Genomic DNA, 20,758 nt, shown 5'->3' with positions numbered 1-20,758 from the left:
CGCGCGGGCCGTCCCCAATCCCCGCCCGGAGCCCTCGTCGGCACCGGCCGTCCGCCCCACCGCCATCGGCCGGCTCACCCGGCCCGGTAGTGGTCGACCACCGAGACGAACCGGCCCACCAGCCGTTTCGTCCCGGGCATGCCCGGCCCGGCCAGGAGGTCGCTCAGACCCACGTCGCACCGGACCGTCACCTCGACCGTCGCCAGCGTCACCCCGTGGCTGGTCAGCTCGCCGTGCTTGACCGCGGTGTCGCTGTCCCGGCAGCTGACGCCCTGCTGCCGCAGGGTCTCGGCGGCGGTCTTCCGGACCAGTTCGTCCATCCCGTCCACGCTGCGCGCCAGCGAGGCCGTCCGGGCCGCCGAGCGGGCGGCCGCCTCCACCGTGCCGGCCGCCGTCTGCACCCGCCCGGCGGCGATGGCCACCAGCACCAGCGCGACGACGCCGGGGGCGACGATCGCGGCCTCGATCGCCACCCCGCCGCGGTCCCGCCCGCGCGCCGACCGGGCCGGGCGCAGGCTCACGAGCCCGCGCCCCCAACGGGCGGGCCACCGGGGTCGGGCCGGGCGCGGGACCCGCCTCACGGCGCGGCCACCGGCGGGACGAAGCGCTCGCGCGGCGCCTCGGCGTGCTGCGTGATGGTCGGCGGCGTGATGCCGGGGATCAGGACCGGCGGCGTGAGCTCCACCGTGACCCGGATCAGCGCCGGCGTACTCCCGTCGGTCCGCACCCGGTAGCCGGGGCCGTCCTGCCGTCGCAGGAAGTCCTCGGCCTGCCGCCTGGCCGCGGCGTCCTTCACCTCGTCGCTCCGGTTCCCCTGTACGCGGCCGGCGTCCACGCCCTCCCGGGCGGCGGTGAGCGCGAGTTGGCGGTTGTACCACCAGATCGAGCCCTGGACGACGAGCAGCACGAGCAGCAGGACGACCGGGAAGACGATGGCCAGGCTCAGGCTTATCGCTCCGCGGTCGCGACGGCGACGGGGTCGGTGCCTCACGGGGTGGCCGCACCGCCCCCGCCGGGCAGGTTCGGGTCCTGCTCGACCTTCTTCACGACCTTGTCCTTCAACGCGTACAGCGCTACCGCGACCGCTCCGGCGACGAACACCAGCGCGATGATGGCGAGCGCGAGTTCGATGCTGATCGCGCCGCGGTCGCCGCGCGCCCGGGCGGCCTTCAGCCGGCCGACGCGGAACTGGAAGAGCAGCAGGGCGAACTGCACGGGCAGCAGGGTGGGCCGGATCAGTCGGCCTGCCAGGGATTTGAGCTGGTCGGACATCGGAGGACTCCCGGGGTTGGGTGTGGTGACAGGCGCTCACCGGCACCAGGACGGTGTCAGGCGAGCATCTGGTGGAGCGCGGGGAAGACGATCAGGGCGGTCATCAGCAGGGTCAGCGCCGCCCCGGGCGCGACCATCCGTTCGCTGTCGGCGTTGGCCCGCGCGAGGTCCTCGGCGAGCAACTCGCCCCGCAGGCCCTTGGCCCGGGCACGCAGGGTGTCGTACACGGCGGCGCCGTCGGTACCGGAGAGCCGCATGATGTCGGCGACGTCCTGCAACGGCGTCAGCCCGAGTTCGGCGGCGAGCGCGTCCAGCCCCGCCCAGGGCGGCAGCCGGTCGGTCGCGGCGCGGTCCAGGGCGTCCCGGATCCGGCGGAAGACGGGGCCGCGGCCGACCGCGGCGGCCCGGCGCAGCGCCTCGGCGGGCCCGAGGTCGGCGGCCCGCTCCAGCGCGACCAGCTCCAGGTAGGCGGCGATGCCGTGCAGGTACTCCGTCCGCGCCTCCTTGGCCTCGCCGCGCACGATGGCGTCCGGGACGAACCAGAGCAGCCCGCCGAGCAACGGCCCGACCAGCAGCGGCAGCGCGAACGGCAGGCCCATGTCCAGCAGCACCGCCATCGCCGACAGGTAGGCCGGCAGCACGAGGCCGATCACGGCGAACAGCAGCTTGTGCGCCATGAACCGGGCCGGGGCCCGGCCGATCAGCGACAGCTCGCGCTGCGGGACGCGCACCCCGCGCAGCCCGATCGAGCGCTCGCCGATCCGGTCGAACCAGCGCGGCCGCTCGTCCGGGTCCGGCGCCCGGTCGACGGGCGTGCGGTGCAGCCGGTCCAGGGCCTGGCTCAGGTCGGGCGGCGCGGGCCGGAGTTCGGAGATCAGCAGGGCGACGCCGCCGGCCGCGACCGCGCCGGCCAGCACGGACCAGGGGGAGATCATCGGACCTCCCCGAGGAGTCGCCGGTCGTCGCCGGTCTCCTGCGGCTCGCCCTCGGCCGGCGCCTCGGCGGCGCGCCGCCGGCCCCCGCCGCGGCCGCGCCGTTCGGGCTCCAGCAGACGCGGCACCGGCGGGTGCGCGGCGAGCGCGCGCATCCAGGCGATGATCGCCACGAAGAGCGCGGCGACCACCGCGAGCACGATCTGGCCCAGCGCGGTGCTGTAGGGCCGGGTGTAGTCGGTGTTGAACGAGCCGATCACGACGACCAGCACGATGATCCCGACCAGCCAGCGGATGGTGGTGCGGTGCTTGGCCCGGTCGGCCTCGATCGTGCGGCGCTGACGGACCTCCTCGCGGACCGACTCGGCCATGTCCGAGAGCGCCCGGGCCAGGCCGGGGCCGCTGTCCCCGGCGCGCAGCAGCAGGGCGGCGAGCACCTTGTCGGCGGTGGCGTCGGCGATGCTGTCGGCGAAGGCGCGCAGCGCCTCCTCCGGCCGCCAGCGGGCCTGCAGCCGGGCGGCCAGCTCGCCGACCTCCTGCTCCAGGGCGGCGGGCGCGGTGCGGCGGCTGGTGACGATGGCCTGGTTGAGGCCGACGCCGAGCAGCAGCACGTCGGCGATGCGCTGGGTCCACTCGGAGAGCGCCTCCAGCCGTTCGATGCGGTGGGTGTCCGAGCGGGTGGTGTCGAAGAGCCAGGGCAGGCCGAACACGGCCAGCGGCACCAGCAGCGCGGTGAGCGGGATGCCGGTGAAGAGCCAGCCCAGCGGCGCGGCGACGAGCGCGACCGGCAGCTGGATCCGGCGCAGCCGCGCCGTCCGGGCGGAGGCGGTGCCGGGCGCGCCGTACCAGAGGACGTGGCCCCGGGAGGCCAGCGGGCTCCGGCCGTCCTCGTCCGGGTCGCCGGTCTCCTCGCTGCCGAGCGCCCAGAACACCAGGGTCACCAGGCCGGCCGTGACCAGCAGGCCGCAGAGGACGAAGAGCAGGGTCATCGCGCCCCACCGCCGATCCGCAGTTGCAGCGGCTGGCCCCAGCTCCCGTAACGGGAGCCGAGCAGCGCGGCGTCGAAACCGGCCCGGCGCAGGTCGTCCAGGCAGTTCGGCGGGGTGTGCGGGACGGCGCGGGGCTCACCGAGCTCGGGGCGCGGGCCGAACACGGTGTTCAGCGCGGGCCGGCCGCTCTCGCCGAGGCCGGCCACCTCCAGGACGTGCGAGACGAAGCGGTGGCGGCGGCCGCCGACGGCCGTCTCGTCGACCATCGCGACGTGCACGATGAGGTCCACCGCGTTGGCGGTGAGCCGGTAGGCGAGCGTGTCGGTCATGTGCGAGCCGTACTCCAGGCAGAGTTCGGCGATGCGGTCGACCACCATGTGCGGGCCGCGGGCGTGCAGGGTGCACATCGAGCCGCCCTCGCCGTTGGTCATGACGCGCAGCATCGGGACGACCTCGCCGGAGCGGACCTCGCCGACGATGATCCGGGAGAGCGTCATCCGCAGCGCGGCGGGGATGAGGTCGCCGATGCTCAACTCGCCCGCCAGCCGGCCCTCGACGCGCTCACCGTTGCCCTCCCTGGCCTCCATCGGGACGACCTGGCGCAGGTGGCCGAGGGTGTGCAGCCAGAGCTCGAACTCCGACTCCAGGGTGCCGATCCGCTCGTCCGGCGGGATCTCGGCGGCCATCGCGCGCAGCAGGCTGGTCTTGCCGACGCCCTGGGTGCCGGTGATCATCACGTTCTTCCGGGCCCGGATCGCCGCGGCCAGGAAGGCGGCCAGGGTGGTGTCCAGGGTGCCGAGTTGGACCATCTCGGACAGCGTCGCCGAGGCCACCCGGTGGCGGCGGATCGCCACGTACGGGCGCGGGGTCACCTCGGTGAGCGCCTGGAGGCGCATCCCGCCCTCCAGCCGGAGCGCGAGGGTCGGGCTGGAGGTGGAGAGGCTGCGCTCGCCGCCGCCGTGCTGGCGGGCGAGGTCCTGGAGCAGTTCGATCAGCTCGGCGTCGCTGTCGGCCACCGGCGGTACCTGGCGCAGGGGTTGGTGGACCCGGGAGACCCAGACGTCGTCGCAGCCGTTGATCAGGATGTTCTCGATGTCCGGGTCGTCCAGGTAGGGCTGGAGCCGCCCGGCCCGGAACAGCAGGTCGAAGACGGCCTCGGCGAGCGAGCGGTCCTGCTCGCGGGTCGGCGGGATGCCGTGGGTCTGCGCGTAGGCGTCGGACCAGCGGGCGACCGCCTCCTCGATCAGCGCCCGCCCGCGCTGGCGGCGGGTGGCGCGGTCCGGCTCGACGCCGGAGGTGGCGGTCAACCGGGCGATCTGCTGGTGCAGTTCGGCCGCCACCTGGCGCTTCAGCTCGCGCGCCACCTGCGGGTCGACGGCCGGCCGGGTGCCGGCGCCGCGCAGGTCCAGCGCGGGCAGCGGGGCGGGCACGGCGGTCGGGGTCGCACCGGCCTGGTACCCGTCCGGGTACGGCGCGGCGGCCGGGTCGGCCGCCGGACGCTGGTGCAGGGGGCTACCGCGCACGGAGCACCTCCCCGTAGCTGACGTGGGACTCCGGACCGGCGGACGGGTGCCGCGGCCCCTGGGCCAACGGCGGCTGGGGCTGCGGTGGTTGAGGCTGCGACTGCGGCTGCGGCTGCGGCTGTGGCTGTGGCTGTGGCTGCGGCTGCGGCTGGGGCCCGTACGAGGCCTGCCCGTACGGCTGCTGCCCGTACTGCTCCGCCCCGCCGTACTGCTCCGCCCCGCCGTACTGCTGCTGCCCGTACTGCTGCTGGCCGTACTGCTGCTGGCCGTACTGCTCCGCCCCGCCGTGGGCCCCCGGGGCGTCGGACCGCGGCGACGGCCCCTGCTGCGGCGGCTGGACGTGCGCCGGGAACGGCGCGGGCGCGGCCGGCTGCGGCGCCAGCCCGGCGAGCGGGGCCACCGGACCGGTGGTGATGACCGGAGCCGGCGGCACCGGCCCGTACGGCTGGGGCGCCGACGGGTACCCGGCGGCCGCGCCCTCCCCGTCCGGCACGGGCGCCGGACCGACCTGGGCGGGCGCCACCGAGGGCGCCAGCCGCTGCCTGCGGCGGCGCACCAGTCGCTGCACTTCGTCGGCCGCCGACCGGGCGGTCCGCATCAGCTCCGAGCGGATGAACCGCCGGTCGGTGATGTCCCCGCCGTCCGAGAGCACCCGCGCGGTGCGGGCCGCGTACGGCAGCAGTCCGAGCACCGGAAGGCCGTACTCGCGCGAGACCTCCGCGCCGGAGTAGGGGCCCTCGGTGACCAGCAGCAGCCCGAGCGCGTCGGCCCCGGTGCCGGCCGCCGTGAGGTCCTCGGCGAGCGCGGACAGCCGCGGCCGGGCCGCGCTCAGCCCGCGCAGGGTGGTCCGCACGGTCACCGCGACCACGTCCGCCCGGCGGGCCAGCACGGCGCTGGTCCCGGCGGCGCCGGAGCGCCCGAGGTCCAGGATGACGTCGTAGCCCTGCGGTTCCAGCCCGTGCAGCACCTCCATCAGCGGCTCCCAGGTGTAGGCGAGCCCGGGTGCCTGGGTCGGATCGGTCAGGCCGGGAAGCAGCAGCCGTTCGGCGTTACCCTCGGGCGAGAGGTCGATCAGCTGCTCCCAGAGCGTCTGGGCGAGCAGGCCGCGCCGGTCCGCGACCGCCAGGTTGCGCAGCCCGTAGACCGCCTCGACCCGGCCCTCCAGGGCGCCGGCCAGCACGGCTCCGCCGTCCGGGTCGCACTCCACCAGGACGATCCGGCGCCCCGGCGGAAGCGGCCAGGCCAGCAGCAGCGCCAGGGCCGTCGTGGTCGCGCCCGGAGCTCCCGGGCCGCCCACCACCGCGATCACCGCCATCTCAGCCCCCACCCGCCCCGGAGGGCGTCGCGGAGCCGGACGGCGCGGCGGAGGCCGTCGGCGCGCCCGTGCCCGAAGGTGCCCCCGAGGGCGCCCCGGCCGGCGCGGCCGCGCCGCGCGGCGCCAGCACCACCTGGATCCGCCCGCTGGCGACCCAGGAGGCCAGCCGGGGCGCGTCGGCCGCCGCCACCGCCACGTCCACCACCTGGCTGCCGTCGGTGTCCACCCGGCCGACCGTGACGACGAGCGCGGACAGCGAGTCCGGCCGGCCGCTGTCGGGCGTGTAGACGACGACGACCGACACGCCTGGGGTCAGCCGGGCCGCCGGCAGCTGGGTGCGCTTGGCCGACACGCCGACCAGCAGCTGGCCCGGCTGGACGGTCAGGGCCTGCGCGAGGTCCGCCGTCAGCAGCAGCGCGCCGCGCCTGAGGTCGGTGCTGGCCCGCATCCCGACCGCCTTGCCGCGTTCCGCGGCTGCCAGCGGTTTCAGCGCCGGATCGGTCGCGATCCGCGCGACCACCAGGTCCGCGTCGGTCACCACCTGTCCGAACGGCACGTCACGGGCCAGTGCCAGGACGGCGACCCGCTGGCCGGTGCTGTTGTAGAGCACCGCGCCGCCCAGCCCGCCGGCGGCTATCAGCGCCACCGCCATCGCCAGCACGGCCGGCCGCCGGCGTCGTGCCCGCAGGTTCCGCCCGGGGGCGTGCGGCGCCCCGCGCCCCTGCTCCGGCACCGCCACGGACACCGCCGCGGCCCCGGCCGTACTGGCCCCGGGCGTCGCAAATGTACGGTTCTCCACCGGGTTCCGGCCTTCCCACGTCGTTCGGACATTGCTGCGTACGCGCCCGGTGCGGCGGGGGTCGCCCCCGCCGCACCCGCGTCAGTTGAGGACCTGCACCTCGCCCACCCGCAGCTCCAGCGGAGCGAAGGTGAGCGGGACCTTGATCGGATCGACCTTCTGGGTGCTGCCGGTGACGGTCACCACGCCGACCCAGTTGGCCTGGATGCTCCCGACGAAGGTGCCGCGCGGCTTGCCGCCCGAGCCGGTGGTGAACTCGTGGCCGCAGGTGGGCGACTTGGCGGCGCCGTACCTGGCCTCGTAGGGCGTGCCGGCCGCGGCGCCCGGCTTGTCACAGGTCTCCTTCCGGCCGTCCCCGAGGTCCCAGACCACCGAGTCCAGCCGCGGGGTGACGGTGACCGTGATCCCGCCGCCGCTCACCGACTTGGCCGCCGGCGCCTTGGCGTTCTCCAGCCAGAGCCAGACCGGCACCCCGACCACGGCCGTGTCCTTGGGCGCCACGCCCGGCTCGGGGAACGGCAGGACGATGGTGTCCATGATCCTGCGCGCCTCCGCCACCGGATTGAGCGGCGGCGGCCCGGCGGGCGCCTGGGCGAAGAACCTGGGCGCGGGCGCGCCGATGCCGCCGTCGGTGAAGCGGCAGGTCACCGCGTAGACCGTGCCCTCGGAGGGCTGGTGCCCCTCCCAGGCCTCGGAGCCGGCCGGCGGCTGCGGGGAGACCTCGCGGTAGTAGCAGCCGGTCGAGCCGCTGAACCAGCCCAGCTCCGGGTCGTGGCAGGGCCAGTCCTGGCCGTTCCAGCGGCAGATCTGCGGGCCGCCGGTGCTCCCGCCGCCGGTCCCGCCGCCGCCCGGGGAGGGCGTGCCGCCGGGGATGGTGCCGCCCTCGCAGATGACGTTGACGGCGCAGTGCGTGACGTCCCCGCCGATCGGTGGTTCGTCCGCCATCGCAGGCGCGGCCGGGGATAACAGCAATCCCGCGACCAACAGCGTGCGGATCACGAATCGCCGTACCGGTTTCAGCATGTTCGGTCCACCTCCCGCTTGAACTCGTAGATCAGCCAGCGCGTCTGGAACTGTCGCAGGGAAACGGTCGCGATGTACCGGGTGAGCCGCCGCGGTGGATCCTTTACCGCGCGGGTGGTCGCATCGGCCTGGTGCCAGTCGGTCACATCGAGGCAGTCCTCGATGACGGCGGCCTGCGGGTCCGCCTTCAGATCGACGCTCTTCACCACGGGTGAATTCCGCGGGGCGCCGATCATCACCAGTTTGGCGTCATGGAGCTGACGGAGATTGACGAGGGCGTCGGCCAGTGCCTTCCCGGACGAGTACGTCTCCAACTGGGAGCCGTCCGAATCGGCCCGGGCGAAGTCCGCCGCCTGGGTCTGCCACCAGTCCTGATAGGTGCTCAGCGCCAGGCGTCCCGCCGCGCCTTCGGGCCCTTCGGTCGGCGCGATCCCGACGTTTGCCGAACCACCCGAAGGAGTTACCGGGTTCACTCCCGCAACACTGGGCGCAGCCGTCCCGAGATGATCGACGGAACCGGCGCCACCACCGCTCCCACAGGCGGTCAGAAGCATCGCCAAAACCAGCCCAGCGACCCCAACCGCCCCAGGGCGCAATACATTTCCGCGCCGCCGCATCGCCCCACCTCGTCGCGACCGACCCCGTCCGTGGTCTGTGGTCGCCAGAAGAATTCCGCTGTCCCGCCGGTGTTGCCGCGAGAGCATCGATTCTTCGCCAAGCCACCCCTTCACGGCAACACCCCGGGCCACCTGACCTTACGTGGAAGGTGGATCCGTCGGGGCACTTTCACGCCACAGGACGGCCAACAGTTCTTCGGAAAGCGACAATCCGGCCAATGCGCCCCGCACCGCGGCCCGATTGCGCATCAGGAGGCGCCCGCCCGGCGGCGGTACGAGCAGGCGCGCGCCCGGCGCACCGGCCGGATCACCGCCGTCGAGCAGACCGGCGACGGCCGGCTGGAGGTCGAGCGGGGCGACGGCGGCCGGTGCTCCGGGGAGCCCCTGCCGGAGCACCCCGGTCAGGGCCCGGCTGAACGACCCCTCGCCGCCCGGCAGTACGGCGTCCCGCCCGCGTCTGCCGGGGGTGTAGCGGCCGATCCGGCCCCAGAGCGGGACCCGCGAGTAGCTGAGCAGCTCGCCGACGCCGTCCTCGCCGCCACCGCGTTCGAGGGCCGACCAGGTGTCCCGGTCCACGACGGCGTCGACCAGCAGCAGCGCCTCCTCCTGGTCGCCGTGGACCATCGCGCTGACCACCCAGTCCCAGGCGAGCCCGCGCCGGTACGCGTTGTCGGCGGTGCTGCCGCCGGTGACCAGGGCCAGCCGCCGGCCGCGCGGATCCGCCACCAACTGGCCGACCAGGCAGACCAGCAGCCACCGGCCCGGCCGCGCGGCCGCCTCCCGCACCGTCGTGAGCATGGTGTTGGCGTCCGCGCCCGGCTCCACCACGGCCACCCGGCAGCCCGCCGATCCGGCGTCGAAGCACATCCCGGGCAGCACGTCGGCGAGCAGCCGGGCGCCGTCCGCCGCGAGCGCCGAACCGCCGAAGCCGCGGTCCGGCCCGCCGTCCGCCCCGATCACCACAAGGTCGACCCCACTGACCACCCGCACCGCCCCCTCCTCGCCGGCCCCGGCAACCCGGGACCGCCCGCCGCGCCCGTGTACCGCCGCGGCCCCTGTCCTGCCCTGTCCTGCGTGCGCCGCCGGGCCCGCCCGGCCCGGTCGCCGGTTGCCGCCCGTGCCGGCGGCACGTTCCACCCGCCGCCGGACAAGCTACCGCCCCGGGCCGCGGCGACGGGGCTCCCGGCCCGGCCGCTCCGGGACCATGGGCCCTATCGGCCGCACACCGGCGGGGGCACGATCGGACCCATGGACCGTGACGACCGGGTGGAGACCCTGCGCGAGGCCGAGTGCCTTCGGCTGCTCAGCACCGTGCCCGTCGGACGCGTGGTGTACACCGAGCACGCGCTGCCGGCCGTGCTGCCGGTCTCCTTCGACGTCACGCCGGACGGGCGGCTGCTGCTGGCGGTGCGCCGGAGCAGCACCACCGCGCGCGGGCTGGACGGCACCGTCGTCGCCTTCCAGGCCGACCGGCTGGACGCGGTCACCCGGACCGGCTGGAGCGTCCTGGTGCACGGCCGGGCGGACGTGGTGCGCGACCCGGAGCTGGTCCGCCGGGCGCTGCGCAGCGGGCTGCGCCCCTGGGTCGGCGATCCCGACCCGATGTTCGTCGCACTGGTGCCCGAGCTGGTCGGCGGCCGCCGGCTGCTGCCCGCCGGCCGCACGGTGCAGCGGTCGTAGGGGTGTGCTCGTCCGACCGGCCCCGAAGCTCGCCGGACCGGTGACCGGCCCGCCGTGGACGGCGGAGCGCCCGCCGTGGACGGCCCCCTGACAGGTGACCGGCGAGTAGGCATACTCTCCCGGAGTTCCCCCACCTCCGCCTGCCACCAGGAGCGCACCGTGACGACCTTCGCCTCCCTCGCCGACCTGACCGCCGCCGTCGGCACCGAACTCGGCACCAGCCGGTGGCACACCGTCGAGCAGGAGCGGATCGACCTGTTCGCCCAGGCCACCGGCGACCACCAGTGGATCCACGTCGACCCGGAGCGGGCGAAGGAGAGCCGGTTCGGCTCGACCATCGCGCACGGGTACCTCACGCTCTCGATGATCCCGGTGCTGGCCAAGGAGTGCTACAGCGTGGAGGGCGTCCGGATGGCGCTGAACTACGGCTCCGAGAAGGTGCGCTTCCCGGCTCCGGTGCCGGTCGGCACCGCGCTGCGGGCCACCGCCGAGCTGGTCTCCGCGACCGAGGTGCCCGGCGGCGTCCAGGCGGTCGTCCGGTTCACCATCACCAGCGCGGAGAGCGAGAAGCCGCACTGCGTCGCCGAGACGATCACCCGCTTCTACGCCTGAGCCCAGGGGGCCGGGCCGGGCCCTCCCGCACGTGCCGTTCGGCCCGGCGTACGCCGAACGGCACGCGTGGGGCCGTCCACCGGGTCCGGACCGCCCACTGCGAGTAACCTCCGACGAGATGGTCGTCGTACCGCTTCGGTCTCACCGCCGTGGGTACGCGCCCCGGCATGCCCGGTAGCCGCAGCCCCCTTGGAGGTGCCGTGCCCCGCCCCGTCCCGTGGTTCTCCCGCGTCGCCGCTCTGGCCTCGCAGTTCTCCGTCCCCTCAGCGACCACGACGGCCCCGGGCCTGGCCGGACTCCCCCGCGCGGCCTGGCAGCGGGTCCGGACGGACGCCTTCGGGGCCGACCCCCGGGGCGAGCGGCTGGCCCGGATCCACCGCTCCCCGCAGTTCGCGGACGGCGCGTTCCGCAACCCGCTGCCGACCCGCCGACTGGTGTACGAGCGCAGCCCGCTGGAGATCACCCGCGCCCAGCTCGCCGCCGACAGGACCCGCCGGGTGCCGACCGCCGCCGTGCCGCTGCACCGGCTGCTCCCGGTCGACCTGGCCCGGCCCCCCGCGTCCGGACTGCGGCTCAGCTGGCTCGGCCACGCCACCGTGCTGGCCGAGATCGGCGGCCGCCGGGTGCTCTTCGACCCGGTCTGGGGCGAGCGCTGCTCACCGTTCGGCTGGACCGGTCCCAAGCGGCTGCACCCCGTCCCGCTGCCGCTCGCCGAACTCGGCCCGGTGGACGTCGTGGTGGTCTCCCACGACCACTACGACCACCTGGAGATGGCCGCCGTCCGCGCGCTGTCCGCCACCGGCGCGGTCTTCGCCGTCCCGCTCGGGGTCGGCGCGCACCTGGAGCACTGGGGCGTGCCGGCCGACCGGATCGTCGAGCTGGACTGGTGGGAGTCGGCCGAGGTGGCGGGCCTGACGCTGACCGCCACCCCGGCCCGGCACTACTGCAGCCGCGGCCCGCGCACCAGCGCGCTGTTCCTCTGGGCGTCCTGGGTGGTGTCCGGCGGCGGGCACCGGCTCTTCCACAGCGGCGACACCGGCTACTTCCCCGGGTTCGCCGAGATCGGCCGCCGGTTCGGGCCCTTCGACGCGACGATGATGCAGGTCGGCGCGTACAGCGACTTCTGGCCCGAGGTGCACATGACGCCCGAGGAGGGCGTCCGGGCCCATCTCGACCTCGGCGGCGAGCTGCTGCTGCCGATCCACTGGTGCACCTTCAACCTGGCGCCGCACCCCTGGGAGGAGCCCGCCGAACGGGTGGTCGCCGCCGCCCAGGCGCTCGGTGCCCGGCTGGCGGTGCCGCGCCCCGGCAAACCCTTCGAGCCGGCGGACCCGCCCGCCCCGCGGCTCTGGTGGCGGGCGGTCGCGGCGCTGCCCCGCGACGACCGCGAACTGCTCGTCCCGGACGGCCTGGCCGGGGCGGCGGGCCACCCCCCGGTCCGTCCCCAGGGCGCCGCGGAGGACGACGGCGTACCCGTCTGAGCCGCGGCGGCCCGGCGTGCGTCAGCCCGCCGCGCCGTCAGCTGCCGCCGTCAGCTCGCCGCCTCCTGCTTCGCCCGGCGGCGGATCACCCGCCAGGCACCCTGCTGCACCAGCAGCGTCAGCACCCCCGCCACCACGATGCCCAGCATGTTCACCAGCAGCTGCCAGCTGGAGCCCCAGAACTGGTTCAGGTCGCCGTAGCCGAGCGCGACCGCCGCGTTGGCGGCCGCCGGTACGGTGGTCACCGAGATCGCCACGCCGACCAGCATCCCGGCCTTCGCCGAGGTCAGCGAGAGCAGACCGGCGACACCCGCGAGCAGGGCGACCACGAAGGAGGTCGCGTCCGGCTGCCAGATGAACGAGGTGTTCGGCCGCGCTCCGTCGAAAGCCGCCTGGCTGAACAACCCGAGGGCGTCCATCAGCAGGGAGAACAGGACGGTCAGCGCCATCGCGACCGCGAAGCCGGCCACCAGCGCGTTCAGCGACCGCAGGGCGGGCCGGGCCCGCCGCTGGACCAGCGCGACGCAGAACCCGGCCAGCGGCCCGAACTCCGGCCCGACGGCCATCGCGCCGACCACCAGGATCGCGCTGTCCAGCACGGCCCCGCACGCGGCCAGCATGGTCGCGACGGTGAGGAAGGCCAGGTAGACGGCGGTGAGGGTGGACTCCTCGTGGGTGATCTCGGAGACCGCCTCCCAGACCAGCGCGTCCGCCCCCTCTCCCGGCGCGAGCCGCTCGGCCTCGTCGGCGGCGGCCGAGAGGGTCAGCGCGACCTCCTCGGCGCTGATCGCCCCGCGCTCGGAGAGCCCGGTCTCCCGCAGCGCCCCGAGCACCTCGTCCGCCGACTCGCGCGCCACGTCACAGAGCACCACGTCCCCGGCGGGCCGGACGGCGGCGTCCGGCAGGACCACCACATGGGTCACGCCGACGAAGCCGTCCAGGCTGTCGAGGACGGCCTTCCGCAGGTCGTGGGGGACGATCAGGCGCAGGTGCAGCACGGGGGCTCCGGGCAGTGGTCTCGGCGAGGAACGGACCGGCTCACCCTAGGGCCTGCCGCCCGGGCCCCTGCGGCCCGGGCGGCAGGGGCGGGCGGCAGGGGCGGGCGGCCGGGCTCCACGGGTCACCCCGGGCGTCACCCCGCCAGGATGTCGCGCAGGGCGCGGGCCTCCTTCACCAGGCGGGCGGTACCGGGCCGGGCCGCCGCCTCCGTCACCTCGGGGATCGGGCCCCGGGCCGAGCTGCGCCGGGCGCAGTCGGCGGCCAGCGCGACCAGCTCACCGGTGCCCCGGCCCGCGGCGCCCGCCAGCACGGCCGGCAGCGCGGGCGCCAGGACCGACCAGACCGTGCCGTACGCGCCGGTGTCGGCGGCCGCGGTCAGCGCCTGGGCCAGCCGGTTGGGCTTCACCGTGCCCTCGGTGACCAGCTCCCCCAGCTCACGGCCGAGCAGCCCGCCGTCGAGGCACCCGCGGGCGGCGAGGACGAGCAGGGCGTCCACCGCGGCCGTGCGGTCCTCGGGGAAGCGGGCGCCCAGCCCGTACGCCAGCGCCAGGTGCAGCGCGAGACCGGCCGGTCCGCCGGCCTCGGCGAGGACGGGCAGCAGCCCGGCGGCGCCGCGCTGCTCCCGGTCGGCGCCGTCGGCGAACCCGTCGAGCCAGCGGGCGGCCAGCTCCTCCCGGTGGTGCGGCAGGACGGCGGCCCAGTGCGCGGTCGGCTGCCAGAGCCACTCGTCCTGGGCCGACGCCCGCGCCACGCTGGGCTCGGTGGCCGCCAGCAGCGCCCGGAACTCGGCGCCCAGCCGCTCGCCGGCCGGGCCCCGCGGGCCCGTCCCGATGCCGGGCTGGGCGACGCAGATCCGCTTGACGCCCTCCCACTGGTGCTCCCGCCGGCGCTCCCAGAAGAACGACCGGGCGCCGGCGTCCCGGGCGGGCGGCGCGAACCGCACCCGTTCGGAGGGCTGGCCCGGCAGACCCCCCTCGCGCAGCCAGCGGGCCGTCCAGCGCCCGGCCGGCGAGGTCAGCCGGTCGGCGGCGGCCAGCACGGCCTCGTCCGCGGTGACGGTGAGCCGCAGCAGCGCCGCGTGCAGATCGGCCTCCCCCGGCTCGACCCCGGCTTCCTGGTAGCGGCCCAGCCGGTCGACCAGGGCCTGCGCCGACAGCGCGCCGGTGGTGTCGGTCGGGGTGGCGAGCAGCAGCGGCGGCCGGTCGGCCATGACCCGCTCGGCCGCCTCGGTCAGCCGGACGGCGAACACGTTGCCGTACACCGTGTTGTGCCCGCCGCGCAGCGGCACCGAGTTCCTGTCCCGGAAGACGGCACCGCGCAGGCGCGGGTCGGCCGCACCGGCGATCACGGCCGCGACGTACAGCACGTCCTCCGGCCCGCAGTCGTGCCACCGGCCGAACCCGGTCCACGGGTGCACCCGCAGCACCGGCGCCAGCGCCTCGGCGAGCGCCGCGCGGTCGAGGTGCGCGTGCCGGACGAGACCGTCCAGGGTGCGCTCGAAGTCCGCGACCTCGGGCTGCGTGGCGGCCAGCAGCACGGACAGCTCCTCGGCGACCTCGGCGGCCGTCGCGATCGGCTCGCCCAGCGGCCTCGGCACCGGAGCGGGCGGAAGCAGCTCGCTCCAGCCGGTGTCCGGGTCGTCGCCGCCGACCGGCGCGCCCAACAGCTCGCCCGCGCGGGCGTGGTGGGCCGGGTTCAGCCCCTCGGCGGCGAGGCGCAGGTCGGGCAGCACCGCCTCGCCCGCCGCCCGCAGGTGGCGGGCGACCACGGCGAGGGCCCGCTCCTGGAGGGCGGAGTCGGGGTGGCCGAAGGCCTCGGCGGCCGCCAGCACCACCGGGCCGGCGCGTTCGGGCGAGCGCTTCGCGGCCTTGTCCAGCCAGCCCAGCTGGGCGCGCACCAGCTTCTTCTCGGTCCGGAACAGCACCACCGCCGAGGCCTCCGCCAGCACCTCGGGCTCGACCAGCCCGGCGGCGTCCAGCTCGGACAGCACCTGCTGGGCGTGGCCGGCGATCACCGAGAGCGCGTCCAGCATGGCGACCAGACTCCGGACCTGCTTCGCGTACTCGTCCGGGCTCGGCGCGAGTGCCGCCAGGACGCCCAGGAAGGCCCGCTGGTCACCCGGCTTGCCACCGCGCACCAGCCGGGCCAGGCAGCGGTCGATCAGCTCGGCGCGGTCCACCCGGCCCTCGGCCGCCAGCGCGGTGAGGGCGGCGGGCCAGGAGTCCCCGGGCCGCTCGGTGCGCCGGTGCTCGAACCGCCAGCCGATGTCGGCGAGTTCGAACACCCGGGGCGCCAGCACCGGAGTGAAGGCGTCCTCGCGCAGGTGCTCCAGCAGCGTCCGGCTCCGGTCCCGGCGGCCGTCGTCGGCCCCGACCCGGTCGAGCCACTCGCCGGTGAAGGCCTCGGTGGCCGGCACCGGGCAGCCGGTCCGCCGGACGGTCCGCTCGATCAGCGGGTAGAGGTCCCAGCTCCAGCCCGAGCCGCGGCGGGCCGCCAGCCGGTTGACCACCTCGATCTGCCACTCGACCGGCTGGGCCTCGACGACCGTGCCGAGCGCCGGGTGGCGGGCGCAGGAGCGGCCGGCGAAGTCCCGCCCGCCGATCCAGGCGGCGGCGCCGGCCGGCCCGGCGTGGCAGCCCGCGCCGGCCACCAGCACCGCCCCGGCCCGCGCGGTCGCCGCGTTCGACCACTCGCCGCGGAGCTCCTTGCGCAGCTCCTTGAGGGCCGGCAGACAGGCCCGCCGCTCGGCCGGGCCGAGCGCCGCGACCAGCGCCGGCACCTGCGGGGTCCGCCCGTCGCGAACCGCCCGCAGCAACTCCTCGACGCCGCTCACGCGCCCGCCTCCCGCCCGCTCGCGACCCGCTCCCGCACCACGGCGACCGCCAGCGCGTGCTTGCACGGACCGCGCCCGCCCCGGTACTTGGCCCACCAGAGGCAGGTGCAGCTCACCCGGCCCGCCTCGTCCGTGCGCACCCGCTGGTGGTGGTCGTCCACGGTGACCTCGGCGAGCGCGCCGCCCGGCTCCAGCCGTACCGCGCCCGCCGCGACCAGCGCGTGCGCGGCCCGCAGCCGCGGGTTCCGCGCCTCGGCCCGGCCGGCGTCGTACGGCAGCTGGCGGTGGAAGTAGGCGGCCTCGGCGGTGTCGTAGCCGATCTGCCCGGCGGTGCCGAGCCTGGTGAGGGCGGCCCGGACCCGGGCCGGGGTGAGCCCGGACTGCTCGGCGAGTTCGGCGACGTCGATCCGCGGCTCCCAGGCCAGCAGCACCGCGACCAGCTCGGCGTCCTGCTCGGCGGCGCCGGTGGCCAGCGCGCCGAGCACGCCGCCCTCCCCGGAGAAGCCGCGTGAGGCGTCCGGCGAGAGGGTGAGGGTGAGGCGCATGCCGGGCAGCACCACCTCCCAGGCGGAGGCCGCCGGGGCGTCGCCCGCGACCGGGCCGTACACCCGCAGGGCCAGCGCGTGCCGCAGCACCCGCTGGAGCGCCACCAGCCGCTCCGGGCCGGGCAGGCAGACCGCGCCGGGGACGGGCCGGGTGGTCGGGCGCAGCGTCCGGCCGGCCGGGACGACCCAGCCGGCGGCGGACCGGGCCCGCCCGCCGCCGCGCGGCAGCGAGCGCAGGAAGCGGACCGCCTCGGCGGCGGGCAGCTCGGCGCGCAGGTCGAAGGCGGCGGCCGTCACCTGGGTCTCGGCGAAGCCGCGCACCCAGCGCTCGGGCAGCGGGACCTTCTTCTCGACGACCGGTCCGTCGAAGGTGGTGACCTCCAGTGCGTCGGGCCCCACCGCGAGGTGCAGCGGCTCGGCCGGACCGATCCGGGTGAGCGCCTCCCGCAGCGGGTTGTTGACGTCGACGTTGGTGGTGCCGTGGCCGATGTCGTCGCCGTCGAGCCCCGCCCGGAGCACGTCGAGCCGGGCGTAGACGCCGCAGCAGCCGGAGAAGGACTCGAAGCGCAGCCGGTCGCCGTTGGCGGTGACCACCGGGTCGAGCGAGGCGCGCAGCAGCGGCTGGTAGTAGCGGGCGGCGGCCACGTCGGCGACCGCGAGCAGCGCGGCGGCGGCCGGGGCCGGGTCGGCCAGGAAGCCCGCGAAGAAGCGCGGGTTGGCGACCGCGCCGAGCGGCGTGGTGCCGCCGGAGGTCTCCAGGGCGAGGCGTGGGCCGTCGGCCCCGTCGAGAACGGCGGACGGGCGCAGATAGGCGTACGCGTGTGCGGCTTGCGTCATGCGGAGCACGCTAGGAGGGGCGACTGACAATCCGTCGGAGAGCGCCCGGACCGGGGCCGATACTGGAACAGGTTCTATTCGGCTCCCCCGCTCCCCCGGGTTACCCCGGTCACACCGCCGGACGGCGGCTTCTGCCACTATGTCCCCGTGACCGACCTGACCGAGAAGGAGAGCCCGGCCGCCGACACCGCCGGCTCGTTCGCCGAGCTGCTGCGGATCGAGCGGCTGGACGAGAACACGTTCCGGGGGCGCTGCCACGCCGGCGCCCCGATGCGCGCCTTCGGCGGCCAGGTCGCCGCGCAGGCGCTGACCGCCGCCGGGCACACCATCGGCGACGACCGGGACGTGCACTCGCTGCACAGCTACTTCCTGCTCCCCGGGGACCCGTCCCGGCCGATCCGCTACGAGGTCGACCGGGTCCGCCAGGGGATGTCCTACGCCACCCGCCGGGTGACCGCCGTCCAGGGCGGCGAAGCGATCTTCACGCTCTCCGCCTCCTTCAAGCGGCCCGAGCCCGCCGCCGACCGCCACCGGGAGATGCCGGCGCTGCCCGGCCCGGAGGCGCTGCCGGACGCGCTGGCGGGCTGGGACGCCGAGGCCCGCGCCGCGCTGACCCGCACGGGCGGCTTCGGCTCGCTGGACCTGCGGTTCGTCCCGCCGGACGCGCCCGGCGTGCCGCCGGCCGTCCCGGGCATGCCGCAGCAGTTCGTCTGGCTGCGCACCGCCTCCCCGCTCCCCGCCGGGGACCGGCTGCTGCACGTCTGCGCGCTGACCTACCTCTCGGACCTCACGCTGGCCTCGACGGCCGGGCTGCACGTCCAGCCGAACTTCTTCCAGCGCACCGAGCCGCCCCGGCTGATCATGGCCTCGCTGGACCACGCGATGTGGTTCCACCGCCCGTTCCGGGCCGACGAGTGGCTGCTGTTCGCCCAGCGCAGCCCCTCCTCCTCGGACGGCCGGGGGCTGTCGCTCGGCGAGTTCTACGACCGGGACGGCCGGCTGGTCGCCTCCGCCGTCCAGGAGGCCCTGATCCGCGACCGGGCACCCCGGGCGCACTGACCCCGGTTCCGCGCCGCCGTCCGCCGGCCACCGGTGGACGGCGGACGAACGCGGGGCGACCGGTCGGCGTCATACTCCTGAGCGGTTCCGAGCCGTATCATGGTGCGGGTGACCAAGGTTGACCTGTCACCACGACCGGTGGAGGCGATGTCTCCACGTCAGCTCGAACGCCGCGAGTCCCTGATCGCGGCCGCGCTCGCCCTGGTGAACGAGATCGGTGTCGAGCGGCTGCAGATGAAACAGGTCTGCGAGCGGTCCGGAGTCGCCCTCGGGACGGCGTACCGCTACTTCTCCTCCAAGGACCACCTGCTGGCCGCGGCCATCGCCGAATGGCACCGGCTGCTGCTGGCCGACCTGGTGGCGGAGCTGCGCGGACCGCGGGCCGGGCTGGGGGCCACCGACCGGGTGGTGCGCTTCGTGCGCGGAGGCATGCGCGCCTACCAGCGCCAGCCCGAACTGGCCCGGCTCCGGGTGGCCGTCGCCGCCTCCACCGACCCCTTCGCCAGCGAGGCGCTGCAGGGCATGGCCCGGGCCGACAGCACCGCGCTCCAGGCGGTGATGGCCGAGGTGCCGGCCGCCGCGAGCGACCTGGTGCGGCACATCGTCGGCCACGCCTGGCAGGGCGAGCTCACCGCCTGGGTGACCGGCCGCACCACGCTCGGCGACGCCCGGCGGCGGCTGGAGGACGTGGTGCGGCTGGTGCTGACCCCGTACGAGACGCCGTACGAGGCGCCGTACGAGGCCAGCCCCACCGGCTGAGCCGCGTCAGGCGACCGTCACCGGGTGGACCACCACCGCGTCGAACAGGTAGCCCTCGCGGTTGAACACGGACGTCGCGGGCTGGGTGTTGCCGCGGCGGTCGGTCGCGCGCGCCCGCAGCTCGTACGGGCCGGTCCGGTCCGGGCGCCAGTCGAGGCTCCAGCGCGTCCAGTTGTCGGCGCGCGGCTCGTCCCGCAGCTCGGCGCGGTGCCAGCGCCGGCCGCCGTCGGTGCTCACCTCGACCCGGCGGACCGGCGCCGCGCCCGACCAGGAGCGTCCGTACAGGCGGTGCTCGCGGCCCGCCGCCAGCACCGCGTCACGGGCGAGTTCAAAGGCGCTCTTCACCACCTGGGTGGTGACCGGCGCACTTCCGCCGGCCGGGTAGTCAGGACCGAACATCCGGTAGAAGTCGGTGTTCCAGGGCGAGTACAGCGGCTGGTCGGCGACCTCGATCGAGCCGACCCACTTGATCGAGGCGATCCCGATCCAGCCCGGCACCACCAGCCGCAGGGGCGCACCGTGGTCGGGCGTCAGCGGTTCGCCGTTCATCTCGTAGGCGAGCAGCACGTCGTCCAGCGCCTTCGCGACCGGCAGCGGGCGGCGCACCCGGCCGAAGTCGACGCCGCCGCTCACGTACGCCGGGTCGAGGCCGATGGGCAGCACGTCCACCGCGTCCCGGGTCAGCCCGGCCCGGTGCAGCACCTCGGCCAGCCGCACGCCGCGCCACTGGGCGGAGCCGACCCCGCCGAGTGTCCAGGGGGTGCCGGGCACGGGCTGGTTCTGCTGGGTGGCGTAGAAGCTGCGGCCGTTGCCGGCGCACTCGATCAGGGCGCTGATCCTGGTCGAGGGCAGGGCGCGCAGGTCCGCCAGGCCGAACTCGACCGGCCGCCCGGCGTCCGGGCCGCCGCGCAGGCCGCTGCCGAAGAGCCGCAGCCGCCAGCTGTCGGCGTCGATGACCGGGGTACTGGTGTGGTTGCGGACGAAGAACCGCTCCACCGGGACGTGCCGGCCGATCGCGCCCGCCGCGTCGCGCAGCGCGTCCCAGCGCATCTCGGCGTTGGTCCCGCGCGGGAGGAACCACTCGGCGGGCAGCGGCTTCACGATGCCGGGCACGGGGGACACCGTACCCGCGAGGGCCGTGGGCGGCTCGGCAAGCGCTCCCGGCGCGGCGGTCGCGGTCCGCGCCCGGGCGCGGTCCGGGACGACCAGCCCGCCGGCGGCGGGTGCGGCGAGCACCCCGGCGGCGGTGAGCATCCGCAGCAGGGTCCGGCGCTCGACGCCGTCGGCGCGGGCCTCGCCGGCCGACCACTGCCGGCGGCGGAGCCGGTCGTAGGCGGCCTCGCCGGGGATCGGGCTCGCGGGGGTGGTCCGAAGGGGGTTCGCGGTGGGCACGGGCACACTTCCGTTCGGTTGCGGCGGACGGTCGGGCGGGCCGCGCGGCCGGGCGGGCGGGGACGGGGGCGCCGACGGCGCGGGCCCGCTC

20 protein-coding genes are annotated in these 20,758 nt (G+C 76.1%); 5 read left to right on the top strand and 15 right to left on the bottom strand.

Going from position 1 to position 20,758, the window contains the following annotated elements:
• Positions 1-74: 74 nt before the first annotated feature.
• The 11 genes from ACFWA9_RS12395 to ACFWA9_RS12345 all read right to left on the bottom strand — a co-directional run bounded on the left by ACFWA9_RS12395 (position 75) and on the right by ACFWA9_RS12345 (position 9,460).
• The gene (locus ACFWA9_RS12395) at positions 75-521 is read right to left on the bottom strand and encodes a TadE/TadG family type IV pilus assembly protein (protein WP_329490652.1); all 447 of its coding nucleotides are present in this window, start codon (positions 519-521) and stop codon (positions 75-77) included.
• Between the two features lie 56 nt (positions 522-577).
• A complete protein-coding gene (locus tag ACFWA9_RS12390; protein ID WP_380386136.1) occupies positions 578-991 on the bottom strand; it encodes a TadE/TadG family type IV pilus assembly protein in 414 nt (137 codons plus the stop codon).
• A complete protein-coding gene (locus ACFWA9_RS12385; protein ID WP_329490650.1) occupies positions 988-1,272 on the bottom strand; it encodes a hypothetical protein in 285 nt (94 codons plus the stop codon). The genes ACFWA9_RS12390 and ACFWA9_RS12385 overlap by 4 nt, the downstream gene beginning before the upstream one ends.
• Before the next feature lie 56 nt (positions 1,273-1,328).
• Positions 1,329-2,207, bottom strand: coding sequence for a hypothetical protein (locus tag ACFWA9_RS12380; RefSeq protein WP_380386133.1), 879 nt, complete (start codon positions 2,205-2,207; stop codon positions 1,329-1,331).
• Positions 2,204-3,193 (bottom strand): type II secretion system F family protein, encoded by a 990-nt coding sequence (locus tag ACFWA9_RS12375; RefSeq protein WP_380386130.1) that lies wholly within the window; start codon positions 3,191-3,193, stop codon positions 2,204-2,206. Before ACFWA9_RS12375 ends, ACFWA9_RS12380 begins: the two co-directional genes overlap by 4 nt.
• The gene (locus ACFWA9_RS12370) at positions 3,190-4,716 is read right to left on the bottom strand and encodes a CpaF family protein (RefSeq protein ID WP_380386128.1); all 1,527 of its coding nucleotides are present in this window, start codon (positions 4,714-4,716) and stop codon (positions 3,190-3,192) included. Before ACFWA9_RS12370 ends, ACFWA9_RS12375 begins: the two co-directional genes overlap by 4 nt.
• Complete coding sequence (locus tag ACFWA9_RS12365; RefSeq protein WP_380386125.1) at positions 4,706-6,031, bottom strand: hypothetical protein; 1,326 nt, start codon at positions 6,029-6,031, stop codon at positions 4,706-4,708. The genes ACFWA9_RS12370 and ACFWA9_RS12365 overlap by 11 nt, the downstream gene beginning before the upstream one ends.
• Position 6,032: 1 nt before the next feature.
• Positions 6,033-6,764 carry an SAF domain-containing protein gene (locus tag ACFWA9_RS12360; RefSeq protein WP_380386122.1) on the bottom strand — a complete coding sequence of 244 codons (732 nt, stop codon included), beginning with the start codon at positions 6,762-6,764 and terminating at the stop codon, positions 6,033-6,035.
• A 147-nt stretch (positions 6,765-6,911) separates the two neighbouring features.
• Positions 6,912-7,775, bottom strand: a complete 864-nt coding sequence (locus ACFWA9_RS12355) for a hypothetical protein (protein WP_352294162.1) — start codon at positions 7,773-7,775, stop codon at positions 6,912-6,914.
• Between the two features lie 71 nt (positions 7,776-7,846).
• The gene (locus ACFWA9_RS12350) at positions 7,847-8,407 is read right to left on the bottom strand and encodes a hypothetical protein (RefSeq protein ID WP_352294164.1); all 561 of its coding nucleotides are present in this window, start codon (positions 8,405-8,407) and stop codon (positions 7,847-7,849) included.
• A gap of 201 nt (positions 8,408-8,608) precedes the next feature.
• Positions 8,609-9,460 (bottom strand): hypothetical protein, encoded by an 852-nt coding sequence (locus tag ACFWA9_RS12345; protein ID WP_329490642.1) that lies wholly within the window; start codon positions 9,458-9,460, stop codon positions 8,609-8,611.
• A gap of 258 nt (positions 9,461-9,718) precedes the next feature.
• On the opposite strand from ACFWA9_RS12345, the gene ACFWA9_RS12340 reads away from it, so the two are divergent.
• The 3 genes from ACFWA9_RS12340 (at position 9,719) to ACFWA9_RS12330 (ending at position 12,243) form a co-directional block, all read left to right on the top strand.
• Entirely contained in the window at positions 9,719-10,150 is a 432-nt protein-coding gene (locus ACFWA9_RS12340) for a pyridoxamine 5'-phosphate oxidase family protein (protein ID WP_380386117.1), read from the top strand.
• A 159-nt stretch (positions 10,151-10,309) separates the two neighbouring features.
• Positions 10,310-10,762, top strand: a complete 453-nt coding sequence (locus tag ACFWA9_RS12335; protein ID WP_329490640.1) for a MaoC family dehydratase — start codon at positions 10,310-10,312, stop codon at positions 10,760-10,762.
• 287 nt (positions 10,763-11,049) lie between these two features.
• Positions 11,050-12,243 carry an MBL fold metallo-hydrolase gene (locus tag ACFWA9_RS12330; protein WP_380386199.1) on the top strand — a complete coding sequence of 398 codons (1,194 nt, stop codon included), beginning with the start codon at positions 11,050-11,052 and terminating at the stop codon, positions 12,241-12,243.
• Between the two features lie 50 nt (positions 12,244-12,293).
• On the opposite strand, the gene ACFWA9_RS12325 is transcribed toward ACFWA9_RS12330, so the two are convergent.
• The 3 genes from ACFWA9_RS12325 to ACFWA9_RS12315 all read right to left on the bottom strand — a co-directional run bounded on the left by ACFWA9_RS12325 (position 12,294) and on the right by ACFWA9_RS12315 (position 17,457).
• Positions 12,294-13,241 carry a DUF389 domain-containing protein gene (locus ACFWA9_RS12325; RefSeq protein WP_359809908.1) on the bottom strand — a complete coding sequence of 316 codons (948 nt, stop codon included), beginning with the start codon at positions 13,239-13,241 and terminating at the stop codon, positions 12,294-12,296.
• A gap of 134 nt (positions 13,242-13,375) precedes the next feature.
• The gene (locus ACFWA9_RS12320; protein ID WP_380386114.1) at positions 13,376-16,075 is read right to left on the bottom strand and encodes a DUF6493 family protein; all 2,700 of its coding nucleotides are present in this window, start codon (positions 16,073-16,075) and stop codon (positions 13,376-13,378) included.
• Positions 16,072-17,457 (bottom strand): SWIM zinc finger family protein, encoded by a 1,386-nt coding sequence (locus ACFWA9_RS12315; RefSeq protein WP_380386111.1) that lies wholly within the window; start codon positions 17,455-17,457, stop codon positions 16,072-16,074. The genes ACFWA9_RS12320 and ACFWA9_RS12315 overlap by 4 nt, the downstream gene beginning before the upstream one ends.
• A 147-nt stretch (positions 17,458-17,604) precedes the next feature.
• Between ACFWA9_RS12315 and ACFWA9_RS12310 the strand changes: the two genes are divergently transcribed.
• Positions 17,605-18,516: an acyl-CoA thioesterase gene (locus tag ACFWA9_RS12310; protein WP_380386108.1), complete on the top strand. Its 912-nt coding sequence runs from the start codon at positions 17,605-17,607 to the stop codon at positions 18,514-18,516.
• Between the two features lie 108 nt (positions 18,517-18,624).
• A complete protein-coding gene (locus ACFWA9_RS12305; protein ID WP_359804333.1) occupies positions 18,625-19,275 on the top strand; it encodes a TetR/AcrR family transcriptional regulator in 651 nt (216 codons plus the stop codon).
• A gap of 6 nt (positions 19,276-19,281) precedes the next feature.
• Here ACFWA9_RS12305 and ACFWA9_RS12300 read toward each other — a convergent pair whose 3' ends face one another.
• On the bottom strand, positions 19,282-20,667 hold the full coding sequence (locus ACFWA9_RS12300; RefSeq protein ID WP_380386105.1) for a sulfite oxidase: 1,386 nt from the start codon (positions 20,665-20,667) through the stop codon (positions 19,282-19,284).
• Positions 20,668-20,758: the final 91 nt, after the last annotated feature.

The organism is Kitasatospora sp. NPDC059973 (assembly GCF_042737525.1).
Lineage (GTDB): Bacteria > Actinomycetota > Actinomycetes > Streptomycetales > Streptomycetaceae > Kitasatospora.
Note: the sequence above shows the minus strand (reverse complement) of the source record. Positions and strands in the feature narration are given on the sequence as shown.

Coding starts and splice junctions, on each gene's coding strand:
- ACFWA9_RS12385 (WP_329490650.1), bottom strand. CDS start 1,272: ATGTCCGACCAGCTCAAATCCCTGGCAGGCCGACTGATCCGGCCCACC.
- ACFWA9_RS12380 (WP_380386133.1), bottom strand. CDS start 2,207: ATGATCTCCCCCTGGTCCGTGCTGGCCGGCGCGGTCGCGGCCGGCGGC.
- ACFWA9_RS12375 (WP_380386130.1), bottom strand. CDS start 3,193: ATGACCCTGCTCTTCGTCCTCTGCGGCCTGCTGGTCACGGCCGGCCTG.
- ACFWA9_RS12365 (WP_380386125.1), bottom strand. CDS start 6,031: ATGGCGGTGATCGCGGTGGTGGGCGGCCCGGGAGCTCCGGGCGCGACC.
- ACFWA9_RS12355 (WP_352294162.1), bottom strand. CDS start 7,775: ATGGCGGACGAACCACCGATCGGCGGGGACGTCACGCACTGCGCCGTC.
- ACFWA9_RS12350 (WP_352294164.1), bottom strand. CDS start 8,407: ATGCTTCTGACCGCCTGTGGGAGCGGTGGTGGCGCCGGTTCCGTCGAT.
- ACFWA9_RS12340 (WP_380386117.1), top strand. CDS start 9,719: ATGGACCGTGACGACCGGGTGGAGACCCTGCGCGAGGCCGAGTGCCTT.
- ACFWA9_RS12315 (WP_380386111.1), bottom strand. CDS start 17,457: ATGACGCAAGCCGCACACGCGTACGCCTATCTGCGCCCGTCCGCCGTT.